The 16,010-nt window shown below is 63.4% G+C and carries 14 protein-coding genes; 6 read left to right on the plus strand and 8 right to left on the minus strand.

What is annotated here, in order from left to right; all coding sequences use genetic code 11:
• The first annotated feature begins 47 nt into the window (after nt 1-47).
• Both pdhA and H6P80_RS09060 read left to right on the plus strand, forming a co-directional pair.
• Nucleotides 48-1,151: a pyruvate dehydrogenase (acetyl-transferring) E1 component subunit alpha gene (gene pdhA, locus H6P80_RS09055; RefSeq protein ID WP_185801084.1), complete on the plus strand. Its 1,104-nt coding sequence runs from the start codon at nt 48-50 to the stop codon at nt 1,149-1,151.
• Nucleotides 1,151-2,545 (plus strand): pyruvate dehydrogenase complex E1 component subunit beta, encoded by a 1,395-nt coding sequence (locus H6P80_RS09060; protein WP_185801085.1) that lies wholly within the window; start codon nt 1,151-1,153, stop codon nt 2,543-2,545. The genes pdhA and H6P80_RS09060 overlap by 1 nt, the downstream gene beginning before the upstream one ends.
• Nucleotides 2,546-2,596: 51 nt before the next feature.
• On the opposite strand, the gene H6P80_RS09065 is transcribed toward H6P80_RS09060, so the two are convergent.
• The 3 genes from H6P80_RS09065 to H6P80_RS09075 are packed head-to-tail and all read right to left on the minus strand — an operon-like array spanning nt 2,597 to nt 5,412.
• Nucleotides 2,597-3,232 (minus strand): TadE/TadG family type IV pilus assembly protein, encoded by a 636-nt coding sequence (locus H6P80_RS09065; protein ID WP_185801086.1) that lies wholly within the window; start codon nt 3,230-3,232, stop codon nt 2,597-2,599.
• A 15-nt stretch (nt 3,233-3,247) separates the two neighbouring features.
• Entirely contained in the window at nt 3,248-3,877 is a 630-nt protein-coding gene (locus tag H6P80_RS09070) for a TadE/TadG family type IV pilus assembly protein (RefSeq protein WP_185801087.1), read from the minus strand.
• Entirely contained in the window at nt 3,874-5,412 is a 1,539-nt protein-coding gene (locus H6P80_RS09075; protein WP_221892983.1) for a TadE/TadG family type IV pilus assembly protein, read from the minus strand. The genes H6P80_RS09070 and H6P80_RS09075 overlap by 4 nt, the downstream gene beginning before the upstream one ends.
• Before the next feature lie 136 nt (nt 5,413-5,548).
• On the opposite strand from H6P80_RS09075, the gene H6P80_RS09080 reads away from it, so the two are divergent.
• On the plus strand, nt 5,549-6,208 hold the full coding sequence (locus H6P80_RS09080) for a squalene/phytoene synthase family protein (RefSeq protein WP_185801089.1): 660 nt from the start codon (nt 5,549-5,551) through the stop codon (nt 6,206-6,208).
• A 42-nt stretch (nt 6,209-6,250) separates the two neighbouring features.
• On the opposite strand, the gene H6P80_RS09085 is transcribed toward H6P80_RS09080, so the two are convergent.
• Nucleotides 6,251-7,747 (minus strand): TadE/TadG family type IV pilus assembly protein, encoded by a 1,497-nt coding sequence (locus H6P80_RS09085; RefSeq protein WP_185801090.1) that lies wholly within the window; start codon nt 7,745-7,747, stop codon nt 6,251-6,253.
• A gap of 200 nt (nt 7,748-7,947) precedes the next feature.
• On the opposite strand from H6P80_RS09085, the gene H6P80_RS09090 reads away from it, so the two are divergent.
• A complete protein-coding gene (locus tag H6P80_RS09090) occupies nt 7,948-8,409 on the plus strand; it encodes an EF-hand domain-containing protein (protein WP_185801091.1) in 462 nt (153 codons plus the stop codon).
• 45 nt (nt 8,410-8,454) lie between these two features.
• On the plus strand, nt 8,455-9,747 hold the full coding sequence (locus H6P80_RS09095) for a M20/M25/M40 family metallo-hydrolase (RefSeq protein ID WP_185801092.1): 1,293 nt from the start codon (nt 8,455-8,457) through the stop codon (nt 9,745-9,747).
• Here H6P80_RS09095 and trmFO read toward each other — a convergent pair.
• On the minus strand, nt 9,744-11,141 hold the full coding sequence (gene trmFO, locus H6P80_RS09100; RefSeq protein ID WP_185801093.1) for a methylenetetrahydrofolate--tRNA-(uracil(54)-C(5))-methyltransferase (FADH(2)-oxidizing) TrmFO: 1,398 nt from the start codon (nt 11,139-11,141) through the stop codon (nt 9,744-9,746). The two genes, H6P80_RS09095 and trmFO, sit on opposite strands and share 4 nt — an antisense overlap.
• Nucleotides 11,142-11,273: 132 nt before the next feature.
• Between trmFO and H6P80_RS09105 the strand changes: the two genes are divergently transcribed.
• Nucleotides 11,274-11,990, plus strand: coding sequence for a lysoplasmalogenase (locus H6P80_RS09105; protein ID WP_185801094.1), 717 nt, complete (start codon nt 11,274-11,276; stop codon nt 11,988-11,990).
• On the opposite strand, the gene H6P80_RS09110 is transcribed toward H6P80_RS09105, so the two are convergent.
• From H6P80_RS09110 to gyrA, 3 genes are read right to left on the minus strand one after another with little or no spacing between them, the layout of a single operon-like run.
• On the minus strand, nt 11,987-12,835 hold the full coding sequence (locus H6P80_RS09110) for a TauD/TfdA dioxygenase family protein (protein WP_185801095.1): 849 nt from the start codon (nt 12,833-12,835) through the stop codon (nt 11,987-11,989). The genes H6P80_RS09105 and H6P80_RS09110 overlap by 4 nt on opposite strands.
• 31 nt (nt 12,836-12,866) lie before the next feature.
• Nucleotides 12,867-13,172 (minus strand): DUF952 domain-containing protein, encoded by a 306-nt coding sequence (locus H6P80_RS09115; protein ID WP_185801096.1) that lies wholly within the window; start codon nt 13,170-13,172, stop codon nt 12,867-12,869.
• Nucleotides 13,169-15,895: a DNA gyrase subunit A gene (gene gyrA / locus H6P80_RS09120; RefSeq protein ID WP_185801097.1), complete on the minus strand. Its 2,727-nt coding sequence runs from the start codon at nt 15,893-15,895 to the stop codon at nt 13,169-13,171. Before gyrA ends, H6P80_RS09115 begins: the two co-directional genes overlap by 4 nt.
• Between the last annotated feature and the right edge of the window lie 115 nt (nt 15,896-16,010).

The following is a 16,010-nucleotide window of genomic DNA, read 5'->3' on the forward strand; positions in this document are numbered from 1 at the left end:
TCCTCCATATCTCCGGCACGCTAACGTTCTGAAGAAAGGGGCCCGCTTTGGCCAAGGCACCGGCACCACGTAAAACGCCTGCACGCAAGACAGCAAGCAAACCGGCTGGCAAATCCACGGCGCGAAAATCCGCGCCGCCGCCTCAGCCTAACCGTGAACGGCCTGACGAACCCCAACGGTTCGAGGCGACCAAGGAACAGCTGCTCGAATATTATCGCCAGATGCTGCTGATCCGCCGCTTTGAGGAAAAGGCCGGCCAGCTATACGGCCTGGGCCTGATCGGCGGTTTCTGCCATCTCTATATCGGCCAGGAAGCGGTCGCCGTCGGCCTTCAATCGGCGCTGGATGGCGACAAGGACAAGGTCATCACCGGCTATCGCGATCATGGTCATATGCTCGCCTACGGCCTCGATCCCAAGGTGATCATGGCCGAGCTCACCGGCCGCGCTGCGGGTATTGCGCAGGGCAAGGGTGGGTCGATGCACATGTTTTCGGTCGAGAAGGGCTTTTATGGCGGGCACGGCATCGTCGGCGCGCAGGTGCCGCTCGGTGCGGGGCTCGCCTTTGCGCAGAAATATAACGACGATGGCGGCGTGACGCTCGCCTATTTCGGCGACGGCGCGGCGAACCAGGGCCAGGTCTATGAAGCCTTCAACATGGCCGAGCTGTGGAAACTGCCGATCATCTTCGTGATCGAGAACAACCAGTACGCAATGGGCACCAGCGTCAACCGTTCGTCGGCCGAAGACCAGCTGTATCGGCGCGGCGAAAGCTTCCGCATTCCGGGCCTGCAGGTGAACGGCATGGACGTGCTCGAAGTGCGGGGCGCGGCGACGGTCGCGCTCGATTGGGTGCGGGCAGGGAAGGGGCCGATCCTGCTGGAACTCAAGACGTATCGCTATCGCGGCCACTCGATGTCCGACCCGGCCAAATATCGCTCCCGCGAAGAAGTCCAGTCGGTGCGCGAGAAATCCGATCCGATCGAGGGCGTGAAGAAGGACCTCGAAGCCGCCGGCATTTCCGAGGACGAGATGAAAGCCATCGACAAGGAGATCAAGGCGATCATCGGCGAGGCAGCAGATTTCGCCGAAAGCTCGCCCGAGCCGGACCCCGATGAACTCTACACCGACGTGCTGGTGGAGCAATATTGATGCCGATCGAATTGAAGATGCCGGCGCTCTCGCCGACGATGGAAGAGGGCACTTTGGCCAAATGGCTGGTCAAGGAAGGCGACGAGGTTTCCGCCGGCGATATCATGGCCGAGATCGAAACCGACAAGGCGACGATGGAATTCGAAGCGGTCGATGAGGGGACGATCGCCAAGATCCTTGTTCCCGAAGGTACGGACGAGGTGAAAGTCGGTACGGTAATCGCGATGCTCGCCGAGGAAGGCGAAGACGCTGCCGATATCGAGGCTTCGCCGCAGACGAGCAAGGACGAGCCTGCGGAATCGCAGCCGGACGACCCGCCACCCGCCAAGACGGCTGCTGCCAACACGATCGCCAAGGAAGACAGCAAGCCTGCAAGCCTGCGCGTCGACCCCGACGTGCCCGAAGGCACCGAGATGGCGAAACTCACGGTCCGCGAGGCGCTGCGCGATGCGATGGCGGAAGAAATGCGCGCTGACGAGCGTGTTTTCGTGATGGGCGAAGAGGTCGCCGAATATCAGGGCGCCTATAAGGTCACCCAGGGATTGCTCGAGGAATTCGGCGGTCGCCGCGTGATCGACACGCCGATTACCGAATATGGTTTTGCCGGTATCGGCACGGGCGCGGCGATGGCTGGGCTTCGCCCGATCGTCGAGTTCATGACCTTCAACTTCGCGATGCAGGCGATCGACCATATCATCAATTCGGCGGGCAAGACGAATTACATGTCGGGGGGGCAGATGCGCTGCCCGATCGTGTTCCGGGGCCCCAATGGCGCGGCCAGCCGCGTCGGCGCGCAGCACAGCCAGAATTATGCGCCCTGGTATGCCCAGATACCCGGCCTTGTCGTCATCGCGCCCTATTCGGCGGCCGATGCCAAGGGTCTGCTGAAATCGGCCATCCGCTCGATGGATCCGGTCGTCTTTCTCGAAAACGAACTGCTTTACGGGCACAGCTTCGAAGTGCCGGTGCTGGACGATTATTCGATCCCGATCGGCAGCGCGCGGCGTGTGCGCGAAGGCGCCGACGTGTCCATCGTCACCTATTCGATCGGCGTGGGCATCGCGCTGGAAGCCGCGGAAAAGCTGGCTGGCGAGGGGATAGAGGCCGATATCATCGACCTGCGCACCTTGAGGCCGCTCGACAAGGCGGCGGTGCTGGAAAGCCTGAAACGCACGAACCGGATGGTCGTCGTCGAAGAGGGCTGGGCGACCTGCTCGATCGCTTCGGAGATAGCGGCGATCTGCATGGAGGAGGGTTTCGACGATCTCGACGCGCCCGTCATGCGGGTGACGAACGAGGATGTGCCGATGCCCTATGCGGCCAATCTCGAAAAGCTTGCGCTGGTGAATTCGGACAAGGTGGTCGGCGCGGCGAAGGCCGTTTGCTACCGCTAAGGAGAAGCGGTTGGTCCCGCAACTAACCTCCGCGCGCGCACCTCTGCCGGGCTAGCAGCCGTTGACGGCCAGCCCCTGCGTATTCGTGATGTTCTGGTTGGTCCGTTCACGCACGTTGAACGCGCTTTCGTAGCGGATCTGGCGCGTGCCGAGGAGGTTGAGCTGCTCGACGAGCGGCTGATAGTCATAGGTAACCTCGACGAACATGACCGCCGTGCCGGGCGCCGACTGGATCTGGTTGCCTGGCGGGCCCATCCCGTCTTCGAGATCGTCGTTGGTGCTGCCCGTACCCTGCACGCCATAGGCCGGCGTCACGCTGGTCAGATCGCCCCAGCAACGCTGCCAATTGATTTCCTGGCCCGCATTGGACCCGGTTTCGCCATTTTCCCGCAGGGAAGACAGGACGATCCGGCCGTTGGGTTCGAAGTCGAGCGATTCACCGACAAGAGCGGCGCCCGCGAAGATCTCGTAGATCTGGGATTCGTCGATCGTCGTGCTGACGCGGCCGGCATTATCGGCGACGGTCATTGCCAATTGGCTGACGCGCATATGCGCGAGCGCATAGTTCGCAGTCTCGAGGCCGCCGAAGATGAGCGAAAGCAGGATCGGCAGCGAGAAGGCGAACTCGGTCAACGCGACACCGCTGGTGTTGTCGCGCAAGCTGTTCAAAGGCATGAGTTTTCTCATATTGTTCGCCTTTTTCTAGGGGACTACGCCGCATTCGACCGGCGGAACGGCCTGGTCGGCGAAGGGCTGGTTTCGAATAGCCGTGCGCGCAATGATATTATATTCGTCCGGAACCCCGATCAGCGACATCACGGGAACGATGCGCGGCATCGTCACGGTCACCTCGTAGAAGACGACGTCGTCGGCGCCGCCCTGGCCCGTGCGACCGGCGTTTTCGTCGAAGCTGCCATTGGCGTTGAGGTCTTCCCAGCAATCGCCGTCGTCATAGTCGAACGTACCGTCGCCATCGTTGTCGGTGACGAGTTTCTCCGAGCGGCCGACGCCGGAAAACTGATAGTAATTGGTTTGCTGGATATCGTAGGTCGCGCTGCGGGCGATGCGATTGACGCGCTCCCGGACCGCATTCTCGATCTGCTCTTCAACGGTATCGCCGTCTTCGCTGAACGAAGGGTTCTCGACCGAAGCCGTACGCGCAACGCGATCGAGCACGCCTTGGAGCTGCGACTTCACATATTGCTGGTAACCGAGATCGAACGCGCCGAGCAGCACGATCATCAGCGGCACCACGACGAAGCCGAATTCGACGATCGCCATGCCGCGCGTTTCGCGCGACAGGCGATGGCGGAGCGAGCGGAGCCGGCTCATTGGGTCAGCCTCAGGCGGCCGATACCGGCGCCGATCTGGGCGAACACCTCTTCGAGGTCATTGCCGTCGCTGATATAGAAATGGCCGGAACTGGTCGCGCACGGCTCGATGTCGCTGGTGTCGGCGACATCCAGGGCGATGACCCAGATCGTCATACCCATCGATTTTGCCCGGTTACACGACGCCAGGAAGTGATTCACATGGCGTTGGTTCTGCGACTGACTGCCCTGCAGACGACGGCGCTCGCGCTCATAGCCATAGGCGGAATAGCCGCTCGTGCTAACCTGAAGCAGTCCATCCGTGAGATAAACGATATGCTTGGAAACCGGCACATTGTTGAATTCTTCCGGATTGTCCGCGGCGAACATGCCCGTCGACGAGAGGTAGCGGGCGGCCCACATCAAACCGATATCGTGATAGGTGTTGCCGCCCACGCGAGACGTGGCGGCGTCGATGGCGCTTTGATAGGCGGTTTCACTCGAATATGTCCGCAGGCGGCTGGCGCGGGCGGGACAGGCATAGGTGCCTACATTGTCGCCGTCGTCATCCTCGACTTCCGAGGGAACATAACGGCCCCATTGCAGGGCCCTGTCGCTGCTGTTCGCGGCAATCGCGTCGATATCGGCCCGGCTGACCGACTGTTCGATTTCGATCTCATGATCCGGATTGCCGATAGTCGGCCGCTCTTCGATGCAAGCATCGCTGCTGTTGCGCCACGAGGAAATGCTCGACCAGCTGGTGTCGGACAAGGGAACGTCCCAAAGGTCGTACACATTGCCATATTCGCGGCAAGATCCGTTGGACCGGTAACGCGTACAAACGCGGCGTTCCTGCCAATAATAGGTCGTATCGAGGATGTCTTGGTTGCGAAGATCGCGACCGACATTGACGGTCATCGAATAGGGCATGAAGCCCATCCGCGTGCGCGTGTTGGTGGCGCCTTCAAGAGCCCGATAAAGGCCGATCGCTCCGGAACGAAGGCGATCGATCTTGGTCGGGTATCCCGATCCGCTCGGCCGGTTGTTCATCGAACCGGTGACGTCGAGCACGACCATGATATCGTTGTTGCCATAATCCTGGTCGGCGTCGCAGGAGACGCTGATCTCTATTTCGTCATTGCCGAACAGGCTCATGACGGTCGTCGGAATGTCGGCGCTGGCCGTCACGGTGACCCTGGAGGAATCGGTAGAGCTCTGGGCAACGGTGCGCGTGAGGTTTTCCGCGCTCATCGTGTCGGATGGGAAGTTGAAATCGAAGAAGCGTTCGCCTTCGGTGCGGGCGTCGGTCGTCCAGCTGTTGCCGGACATCGTGCGCCGCGCGGCAAGCGCAGCGGCGTCGCAAGCGTTCTGAAGCTTGGCCTGCGCCAGATAGCCGCGGCTGATATCGAGGCCCGATCCGATGATGCCCGCAATCGGCACGAGAGCCGCGCCGGCCATGGCCAGCGTGTTGCCCTGCGTGTTTTTGCGCAGCCGTGAAAGGAAGGAGCCTTTGTGTGCGACTCCGCGGGATTCTCCGTATTTTTCCCAGTCTCGCATTGTGTTCCCCTACCCCCTGCAGGTAATTCCGACCCAGATTCGAGTGGTTTATGACCAAGCGCTGTTAAACAGTCCTCTCGGGACAAGGTTAACATCGCGTTTGCCATAAGCGGCGGTGAGTTTAGGAGAGGCGCGCATGACAGATTGTTTGGCCGATCCCGAACGCGAACTGGCATTGAGCTATGCGGAACGGCAAGCGCGGCCCCATCTGCGCGCGCTCTGGACGGTCGACGAGCGATTCGGCGCAATCGTGGCGGGCACGACCGAAGCCGCGATCGGCGAGATGCGGTTGCTGTGGTGGCGCGATGCCCTAACGGAAGCGCCGCCAAGCGCGCGCGCCGAACCCCTTGTCGAGGCGGCGGTGACGGCCCTGCGCGAAACCGGGATCTCCGGCGCCGAATGGGGGGCGATGGCAGAGGGCTGGCATGCGCTGCTCCAGCAACCGATCGAAGCGGCGGAACTGGCGCGCTTCGCCCGGGAACGCGGTGGCCGGCTGTTTTCGCTCTCGGCGACAATCCTGGGCGTCACCGACTGGGCGGGCCTCGAGGAAGAGGGGCAGGGCTGGGCGTTAACCGACCTTGCTTACCGTATCACCGATAGCGGGGTGGCGGCCGAGGCGCGGGCGAGCGCCGCAGCCGTCTTTCCCGACAAATCGCGCTGGCCGCGCGCACTGCGGCCGCTGGGCGCGCTGACGGTTCTGGCGCGCCGCGATGCGCTGGCCGGAGAAACGCGTCGCCGCCAAGGATCGCCCGGCCGTGTCGCGCGGATGGCCTGGCACCGGCTTACCGGCCGGTAGGGCGAACCGGTAAGCCGATACTGTCTTCGGTGACGCGATCGTCTAGCGCGTCAGCCGCAACCGGCCGATGCCCTGTCCGATCTGGGTGAATATCTGTTCGAGATCGCTGCCGTTACTGACGTAGAAATGGCCTGAGCTCGTGGCGCAAGGTTCGATCGCGCTGGTATCGGTGACATCGAGCGCAATCACCCAGATGGTAATTCCCATCGATTTCGCCCGGTTACAGGCCGACTGGAAATGCGCGATATGCCGGTTGGTCAACGATCCCGATCCCTGAAGCCGGTTGTCGAAGCTGTCGACCCCGAAGGCGGAATAGACCGTCGAGCTCGGCTGCATGAGACCGTCCGTGAGGAACACGATATGCCGGGTGACCGGCACGCCGTTATATTCTTCCGGATTGTTCGATGCGAACATGCCGGTCCGCGACAGATAGCGCGTGGCCCATAGAATACCGGTATCGTGATAGGTGTTGCCGCCCACGCCTTGCGTGACGGTGTTCACCATCGACGAATAGCTGCTCTCGCTTGAATATTGCGCAAGCGGGCGGGCGGGGCGAGGGCAGGCCGTGCCGCTTTCGGCGGTTACCGCGCTCGTATCATAGGGCGTCCATTTATAGGCGGTCGTGGATGTCGATACGGTGTCGACGTCCGCCTGGCTTACGCTGGTCAGGATGCGGACCGGCGAACCGCTCTGGCCGATGCTGGCGCGTTCCTCGACACAGCCATTGCCGGTCTGGCTCGTATAGCTGCCGCCGCCGCGCCAGGTGTTGGTGATCCAGGAATTGCTGTGGTTCACCGAAACCAGGCTCGAGGTTCGGCACGACCCGTTGTTATTGTAGCTCTGGCACTGCTGGTACGACGCGGGGTTGCGCACCCAGCCGGTGTTGAGATCCCGCGCGACATTGACGGTGACCGAATAGGGCATGAACCCGTATCGGGTACGGGTGTTGCTGGCGCCCTGAAGCGCGCGATACAGGCCGACGGCGCCGGTGCGGAGCCGGGCGATCTTGGAATTGGAATTGCCGTTGCAATTGCCGCCGCCCGGGCAATCGTTCATCGATCCGGTGACGTCGAGCACGACCATGATGTCGTTATTGCCGTAATCTTCGTCGGCCGTGCACGAGACGGCGATCGGAATGGTTTCCCGCCCGAATAGCGACATCACTGTCGTCGGAATGTCGGCGCTCGCCGAAACCCTTACCTGGGTCGGGTCGCTGATATTCTGAGATACGGTGCGCACCATGTTCTGGGCCCGCATCGTATCGGACGGGAAATTGAAGTCGAAAAAGCGTTCGCCTTCATCTTCCGCGTTCGATGTCCAGTTGTTGCCGGCCATTGTGCGCCGCGCCGCGAGGGCCGCGGAATCGCAGGCGTTCTGCATCTTGGCTTGCGCCATATAGGCGCGGCTCAGATCGAGTCCGGATCCGATAATCCCGGCAATCGGAACGAGCGCGGCCCCCGCCATCGCCAACGTGTTGCCGGACGAGTTTTTTCGCAGCCGAACGAGTACGCCCGGCTGGCGATCCAACGAACGCAGCACGCTGCGCCCCCCTTTTCTGTCCATTTTTTCTGAACGTCTCCACGAGCGTCGACAACGAGCTGTCACGGTCGCCCGTCTATTTTCGTCGATGCGCGTAAATTAGTACCTCGCAACTATGGTAAATGCCGGCTTCACGATTTTTTTATCCGCATATTGCCGTGGCACCCGCGGCGCGTAGAATATCGGCAAGGAGGCAGGGGATGGGCCGCTATATTGCAGGGGTGATCTCGGCGATGCTGCTGATGCTGGCGGGGATCTTCGTCTGGCAGGGCGTGGCGCAGCAGGAAGCGCCGCCGCCGCCCGCGCCGCCTCCGCCCGAAGCGCCGCGCTACGATCCGATGGCCGCGGGCGATCCGGGCCGGATCGGTCCGCCGCCGCCGGAGGCCACCGAGCTGACCCGGGAGCAGCGGCGGTTCTACCGCTACGACCGCAACCGCGACACCATGATTACCCGTGCCGAGATGATGGCGAGCCGTACCGATGCCTTTCGCGATCTCGATTCCAATGGCGACAATTACCTTACTTTCGAGGAATGGGCGGTGCGAACCAGCGAACGGTTTGCCGGCGCCGATTCGGACGGGTCGGGCGCGCTGACACCGGCCGAGTTCGCGACGACACGCCAGCGGCGCTCCGCCAGCAGCCGAACGCGCTGCAATTGCTGATGGTCTTTGGTTGACGCGGCGCGCGCGACGCCCCTAACTCGGCGCATGAACAAGACAGTCCTTACCGGCGCCCTCGCGATGGCGCTTCCGCTCGCTCCGACCGCCATTTTCGCGCAGGAACCGGCAACCTATGATGCCGAGATCGCCGCGATCCGGGCTGCGCCCGCCTTCACCGTGGCCGCCGACCATATCGGCGCCCAGCACGCCGCGCGGCTCGAAGATCTCGTCACGCTGACCGAGATTCCCGCACCGCCCTTTGCCGAGGAAACCCGCGCCGCCGCCTATGCGGAAATGATGCGGGCGACCGGCTTTGGCGAGGTTTCCATCGACGAAGTCGGGAATGTCGTAGCGGTTCGGCCGGGCCGCTCCGGCGATCGCGCCGTGGCGATGGTCGCGCATATCGATACCGTCTTCCCGGCGGAAACCGACGTGACCGTGACGATCGAGGGCAACCGCTATGCGGCGCCCGGCATCGGCGACAATACGCGGGGCGCGGTCATGCTGCTGGAGCTCGCCTCGGCGATCGCGGCGGCTGATATCGAGACCGAGGCCGACCTCATACTCGTCGGCAATGTCGGCGAGGAGGGGCTGGGCGATCTGCGCGGCGTCCGCCACCTGTTCCGCGAGGGCGCCGACCATCCCGACGCGATGATCGCGATCGACGGCGGCGACGAAACCCGGCTCGTGACGGGCGCGATTGGCTCCAACCGCTACCGCGTGACGTTCCACGGCCCCGGCGGTCATAGCTGGGGTGATTTTGGCGATCCCAATCCGCACCATGCGGCGGCCCGCGCGGTGACGCTGTTCGCCGAAGCCGCGCGGCCGATCACGCTCGAGGGGAACCGCTCCAGCTTCAATATCGGGCGTACCGGCGGCGGGACGTCGGTCAACTCGATCCCGTTCGAAAGCTGGATGGAAGTCGATATGCGGTCCGGCGATCCCGAGCGGCTCGCGCTGCTCGACGAAGCGTTCCAGGCCGCGATGCAGGCAGGGCTCGCGGCCGAGAACGACGCGATGGGCGAAGGCGACCGGCTGACGGTCGAGATCGAACCCATCGGTTTGCGCCCCGCGGGGCAGGGCGACGTCTCGATGCCGCTCGTCCAGCGGGCGCTGGCGGCGCTGCGCGCTTCGGGGCTGGAAGCGGATACCGCAGCCTCCTCCACCGATGCGAACATCCCGATCTCGATGGGCATTCCGGCGATCACGATCAGCCGCTGCGGATCGGGAGACGGCGCGCATTCGCTTGGCGAATATTGGGTCGACGACGAAAGCGTGGTGCCGTGCACCGTGCGCGGACTGACGATCCTGCTCGCCGAAGCGGGGCTGGCCGCCGACTAGGCCGCGTCGCGAATTTCCTCGCCGATGGCCCGGAGCCAGCCGCGCATCGCTTCGCGCGCCCGGCCGGTCATCGCTTCCTTGCGCTGCTTCTTATGGACCTTTTCGTCGAGCGGCGGGAACAGCCCGAAATTGACGTTCATCGGCTGATAGGAATCGGCGTCCGCACCGCCGGTGATATGGCCGATCAGCGCCCCGAAGGCGGTTTCGGCCGGGAGGGGGGGCAGCATCTCGCCGCGCAGTTCCGCCGCCGCCATCCGCCCGGCGATGAGCCCGACCGCCGAGCTTTCGACATAGCCCTCGCAGCCCGTAATCTGTCCGGCAAAGCGGATATGCGGCGCGGTTTTGAGCCGCAGCTCGCTATCGAGCAGCTTCGGCGCATTGATGAAGGTGTTGCGGTGCAGCCCGCCCAGCCGCGCGAATTCGGCCTTTTCCAGCCCCGGAATCGTCCGGAACAGCTCGACCTGCGCGCCATGTTTCAGCTTGGTCTGGAAGCCGACCATGTTCCAGAGCGTTCCGAGCGCATTGTCCTGGCGCAGCTGAACGACGGCGTGCGGCCAGCGCCCCTCGGGATGTTCGGGCGTGGCGCTATGCGGATTGTCCAGCCCGACCGGCTTCATCGGGCCGTAGCGCAGCGTATCGAGCCCGCGTTCGGCCATTATCTCGATCGGCATGCAGCCGTCGAAATAGGGCGTGTCTTTTTCCCATTCCTTGAAGCTCGTCTTCTCGCCGTGGATCAGCCCTTGGTGGAAGGCGAGATATTGTTTTTCGGTCATCGGGCAGTTGATATAATCGTCGCCATCGCCGCCTTCGTCGTTGGATTTCCCCCAGCGCGAGGCCTTCCAGCAGATATCCATGTCGATGCTCTCGACATGGACGATGGGCGCGATGGCATCGAAAAAGGCGAGCGCATCGGCTTCGGTCGCCGCGCCGATACTTTTCGCGAGGCTCATCGCGGTCAGCGGCCCGGTCGCTACGATGGTGGGGCCTTCGGAGGGCAGCGCGTCGATCCGTTCGCGAGTCAGTTCGATATTGGGATGTTCCGCCAACGCCCGCGTCACGCTCTCGCTGAAACCGTCGCGGTCGACCGCCAGCGCCGATCCGGCCGGAACCTTGTGCTTGTCGCCCATAGCCATGATCAGCGAGCCGAGATCGCGCATTTCCCGGTGGAGCAGGCCCACGGCATTGCGTTCGGCATCGTCGGAGCGGAAACTGTTCGAACAGACAAGCTCGGCCAGCCCGTCGGTCTGGTGCGCGGGCGTCATCTCGCCGCCTTTTTCCTCGGGTGCCCCGCGCATCTCCGAAAGGCGCACCTTCACGCCCTGCTCGGCGAGCTGCCAGGCCGCCTCCGAACCCGCAAGTCCGCCGCCGATGATATGGATTTGGTAATCTGTCATAGCTCAAGGTAACGAAGGTTGCGGACCGTCTGTGAAGACAAATGTCCGGCATTTGAAATAGGGTTGCGCGCAAACCGCGCCACCAAGATCGCGCCAAGCGGCCATAGCGCAAGAGGGGGCCTGTAGGACAGCATGAACGAGACCGCCACTTCGAAATCCGGAACGCTGATCGGCGCGCTGTTCGTCCTCGCGCTGCTCGCGGGGCTTTCCTATTGGGTGGTGAGCCGGATGACCGATCCTTCCGCGCCCGCGATCATTGCCTGGAAGGGGCTTGGCGTCGGGCTGCTCGCGATCTGGGCGTTCCTTCAGGCGCGGAATTTCGATGGGTGGTTGATCGGCGTGGTGCTGGCGCTCGGCGCGGCGGGAGATGTGGCGCTGGATCTTGCGGGCGCCAATGCGGGCGGCGTATTCTTCATGGCCGGCCATGTCGTCGCGGTGTTTCTCTATTCGCGCAATCGGCGCTTTGCGATGAGCTTCAGCCAGAAGCTGCTGGCGCTGTTGCTCGTGCCGATCGTCATCTGGCTCGGCTGGGCCTTGCCGGCGGATCGGCGCATCGCCATCGATATCGCCATCTATGCCACGCCGCTCGCTTTCATGGCCGCGACGGCCTGGATCAGCCGCTTCCCGCGCTACTGGACCGGGCTTGGCGCGATGTTGTTCGTGATATCGGACCTGCTGATCTTCGCGCGGATGGGGCCGCTTGCCGGTTCGATGATACCGGGCCTGCTGATCTGGCCGCTCTATTTCACGGGGCAGGCGATGATCGCTATCGGCGTCGTTCGTACGCTCGAAGAGGATCGGCTGCGCGGCGCGGTGCCGCCGCCGATCGAGGAACCCGAGCTCGTCTAGGCGGGATATGCGCCGATCGTGGTGCGGTGGAGCAGCCGGGCATGGCCTTCATAGCCGCCGGTTGCGCGGTGGAGCACGGAGCGGTTGTCCCACATCGCCAGCATGCCCTGCTCCCAGCGGTGGCGATAGACGAATGCGTCCCGCGTCTGCCATTGATGGAGCTCCATCAGCAGCGGCAGGGCCTCTTCCTGCGCCATATCTTCGATCCCGACGATATAGCCGAGACAGCTGTAAAGCCCTTCGCGGCCGGTTTCGGGATGCCGACGGATGATCGGGTGAAGCCGGGTCGCTTCGGCCTCTTCGGACGGACGGATATCCATCGAGCGATCGGTTCGCTGGTCGGCATCGCCATAGGAGCCGGTCGGCGCATAGGCGTTCTTCGCCGAATGGATCGCTTGCCGACTCTCGATTTTCGCGCGCAGTTCGGCCGGCATCGCGTCGAGCGCCGCGTGCTGGTTCGCATAGAGCGTATCGCCGCCAGCAGGCGGAATGGTGATCCCGTAAAGGCAGGTGCCCGCGGGCGGTTGGTCCTGGAAACTCCAGTCGGTATGCCAGTTTTCGGCGAACAAAGGCGCGGTCTCGTCCGCCTCCCGCTTGACGGCGATGATATGCTCGCGGCCCGGGATCGGCGCAATAAACGGGTCTTCGCCGAATGGGCCGAAGGCGAGCGTGAAGCGTTCGAGATCGTCGTCGGTGAGCTTTTGCCCGGGAAAGGCGAGGACATGATGGTCCAGCCAGGCCGCGCGGATTTCGGCGACGAGATCGTCGGACAATGGCTGCGCCAGATCGACGCCGGTAACGGTGGCCCCGCAGGCTTGTTCCGATGGAGTGATGGTCAATGCCATGATGGGATGCTGCGCCCCGGATAACGCCGCGTCAATCGCGCCGGCTATGGACCTTTACGGCGCTCAGCGGGAGATCGGCATAGAGATGCGGAAACAGCTGCCCGCCGCGCGAGGCTTCCCAGCGCAGCGCATCGCCGAAAGGCGCCGGATCGATTTCGGCGATGACCAGCCCGGTTTGATCCGCAAAATGCAGGGCCAGAGTTTCCTCGAGCTGCTCCGCCGTGGACAGGTGGATAAACCCGTCCTTGAGATCGATCGGCGCGCCGCGGAACACGCCGTCGCGTTCGAACGCCGCCCATTCCGGGCCGGTCAGGATCTTGAAGGCGGCGGCGCTCATTCGTCCGGATCGGCGGCCGGCGGCTCCACATTCTCGGCGATCTCCGCGGCCACGGCCTCTTCCGCGGCATCTTCCGGCTCTTCCTCTTCGTCGATCAGGGCGACGCCGACGACCTTTTCGTCCTTGGCGACGTCGAGCAGGCGGACGCCCGCCGTGCTGCGGCCCATGACGCGGGTATCGGAAACGGCCATGCGGATGAGCTTGCCCTGGTCGGTGATGATCATCACCTGGCTTTCGTTGCTCGCCGGGAAGCTGGCCACGACCTTGCCGTTGCGCTTGATATTGTCGATGTTCGAAACGCCTTGGCCGCCGCGTTTGGTCTGGCGATACTCGTAGGAACTCGAACGCTTGCCATAGCCGTTGGCGCAAACGGTAAGGATGAATTCCTCGACCGCCTCCATTTCGGCCATGCGATCCCCGGAAAGTTCCGGATCGTTCTCATTTTCCTTCCACGGCGCGGCGCGCAGATAGGCGTCGCGCTCCTCGATGCTGGTGTCGGCGGCGCCCATGATCGAGAGCGAAATGACCTCGTCATCCTTTTTGAGCGTAACCCCGCGCACACCCGTCGCGGTGCGGCTCTGGAAGGCGCGGACATCGGTTGCGGCAAAACGAATCGCCTTGCCGTTGCGGGTGGCGAGCAGCACGTCGTCGCTCTCTTCGAGCAGGGCCACGCCGACCAGCTTGTCGTCGCTGCCGTCTGCGAAGCGCATCGCGATCTTGCCGTTGGACGGAATATTCTCGAACGAGTCCATCGAGTTGCGGCGGACATTGCCTTGCGCGGTCGCGAACATGACGTGGAGCTTGTGCCATTCCTCCTCGTCCTCGGGGAGGGGAAGGACGGTGCGGATATATTCGTCCTCGGCCAGCGGCAGCAGGTTCTGCATCGGTCGGCCGCGCGTCGCCGGGCCGCCTTCGGGCAGCTTCCACACCTTCATCCGGTAGACCTGCCCTTTGTTGGAGAAGAACAGGACCGGCGTGTGGGTGGAGGTGACGAACAGGCGGGTGACGACGTCTTCGTCCTTCATCGCCATGCCGCCGCGCCCCTTGCCGCCGCGCCGCTGGGCCCGGAAGGTATCGAGCGGCGTGCGCTTGATATAGCCTGCATGGGTGACGGTAACGACCATCTCCTCGCGGGCGATCAGGTCCTCGTCCTCGATATCGAAATCGCCCTGGGTGATCTCCGAGCGCCGCGGTGTGACATATTGCTCGTAAATCTCGTCGAATTCCTCGCGCATCACCTGGTAGAGCTTGGCCCGGTCGCCGAGGATTTCGAGCAGCTCGGCGATGGTGACCGCCAGTTCCTTGAGTTCGTCGCCGATTTCGTCCCGGCCGAGCGCGGTGAGGCGGTGGAGACGCAGGTCGAGGATCGCCTTCACCTGGGCTTCGGAGAGCCGGTAAACATCGCCTTCGATCGCCGTTTCGACGGCTTCGACGAGCTGGATATAGGAGCGGATCTCGCTGATCGGCCATTCGCGGGCGAGCAGGGATGCGCGGGCTTCCGCCGGGTTGGCCGATCCGCGGATGATGCGGACGACCTCGTCCATATTGGTGACCGCGACGACGAGGCCAAGCAAGATGTGCGCGCGCTCCCGGGCCTTGAACAGCAGGAATTTCGCGCGCCGGGTGATGACTTCTTCGCGGAATTTGACGAAGGCCTCGATAATATCCCGCAACATCAAGGTTTCGGGGCGGCCGCCGCGGATCGCCAGCATGTTCGCCGGGAAGCTGGATTGGGCGGGCGTGTGCCGCCAGAGCTGGTTCAGCACGACGTCGGGCGAGGCGTTCTTCTTGAGTTCGATGACGACGCGCACGCCTTCGCGGTTGGATTCGTCGCGAATGTCGGAAACGCCCTCGATCCGCTCGTCCTTGGCGGCTTCGGCGATCTTCTCGACCAGCCCGGACTTGCCGACCTGGAAGGGCGTCTCGGTAAGCACGATGGCGACGCGGTCACGCTTTTCCTCGATCACGTGGCGCGAGCGCATGATGATCGAGCCGCGACCGGTCTGATAGGCCGAACGCGCGCCCGAACGCCCGAGGATCAGGGCCCCGGTCGGGAAATCGGGGGCGGGGACGATCTCGATCAGCTCTTCATTGGTGATCGCGGGATTGTCGATGAAGGCGCGGCAGGCATTCAGGACCTCGCCCAGATTGTGCGGAGGGATGTTGGTCGCCATGCCGACGGCGATGCCGCCGGCGCCGTTGACCAGCAAATTGGGAAAGCGCGCGGGCAGGACCTGAGGCTCTTCGCGCGAGCTATCATAGTTCGGGGTGAAATCGACGGTGTCCTTGTCGAGATCGTCGAGCAGCGTCATCGCGACCTTGGCGAGCCGCGCCTCGGTATAGCGCATCGAGGCCGGGGGATCGGGGTCCATCGAGCCGAAATTGCCCTGGCCGTCCATCAGCGGCACGCGCAGCGACCAATCCTGCGTCATCCGCGCGAGCGCATCGTAGATCGCGCTGTCGCCATGGGGGTGATAGTTGCCCATCACGTCGCCGACGATCTTCGCCGATTTGCGGTAGGGGCGGCCCGCGACGAAACCGCCTTCGTCGCAGGCGTAGAGAATCCGCCGGTGGACGGGCTTCAGGCCGTCGCGCACATCGGGCAGGGCGCGGCTGACGATGACGCTCATCGCATAGTCGAGATAGCTGGTTTTCATCTCGTCGACGATGTTGACCGGACTGATGTCCGACGGGCCGGCGAGAATGGTTTCGTCGTCGCTCAAGGCGGTACTTTCTGCTGTGTTTTCTGGGCTTCGAGACTAGCAAATAGGCACCCGAAAGGCCAATTTCAGGGGGCACTTATCCACATTGGAAAATTGTTGAAAAACCGGACTTTAC

The organism is Parasphingopyxis marina, from assembly GCF_014237875.1.
Taxonomy (GTDB): domain Bacteria; phylum Pseudomonadota; class Alphaproteobacteria; order Sphingomonadales; family Sphingomonadaceae; genus Parasphingopyxis; species Parasphingopyxis marina.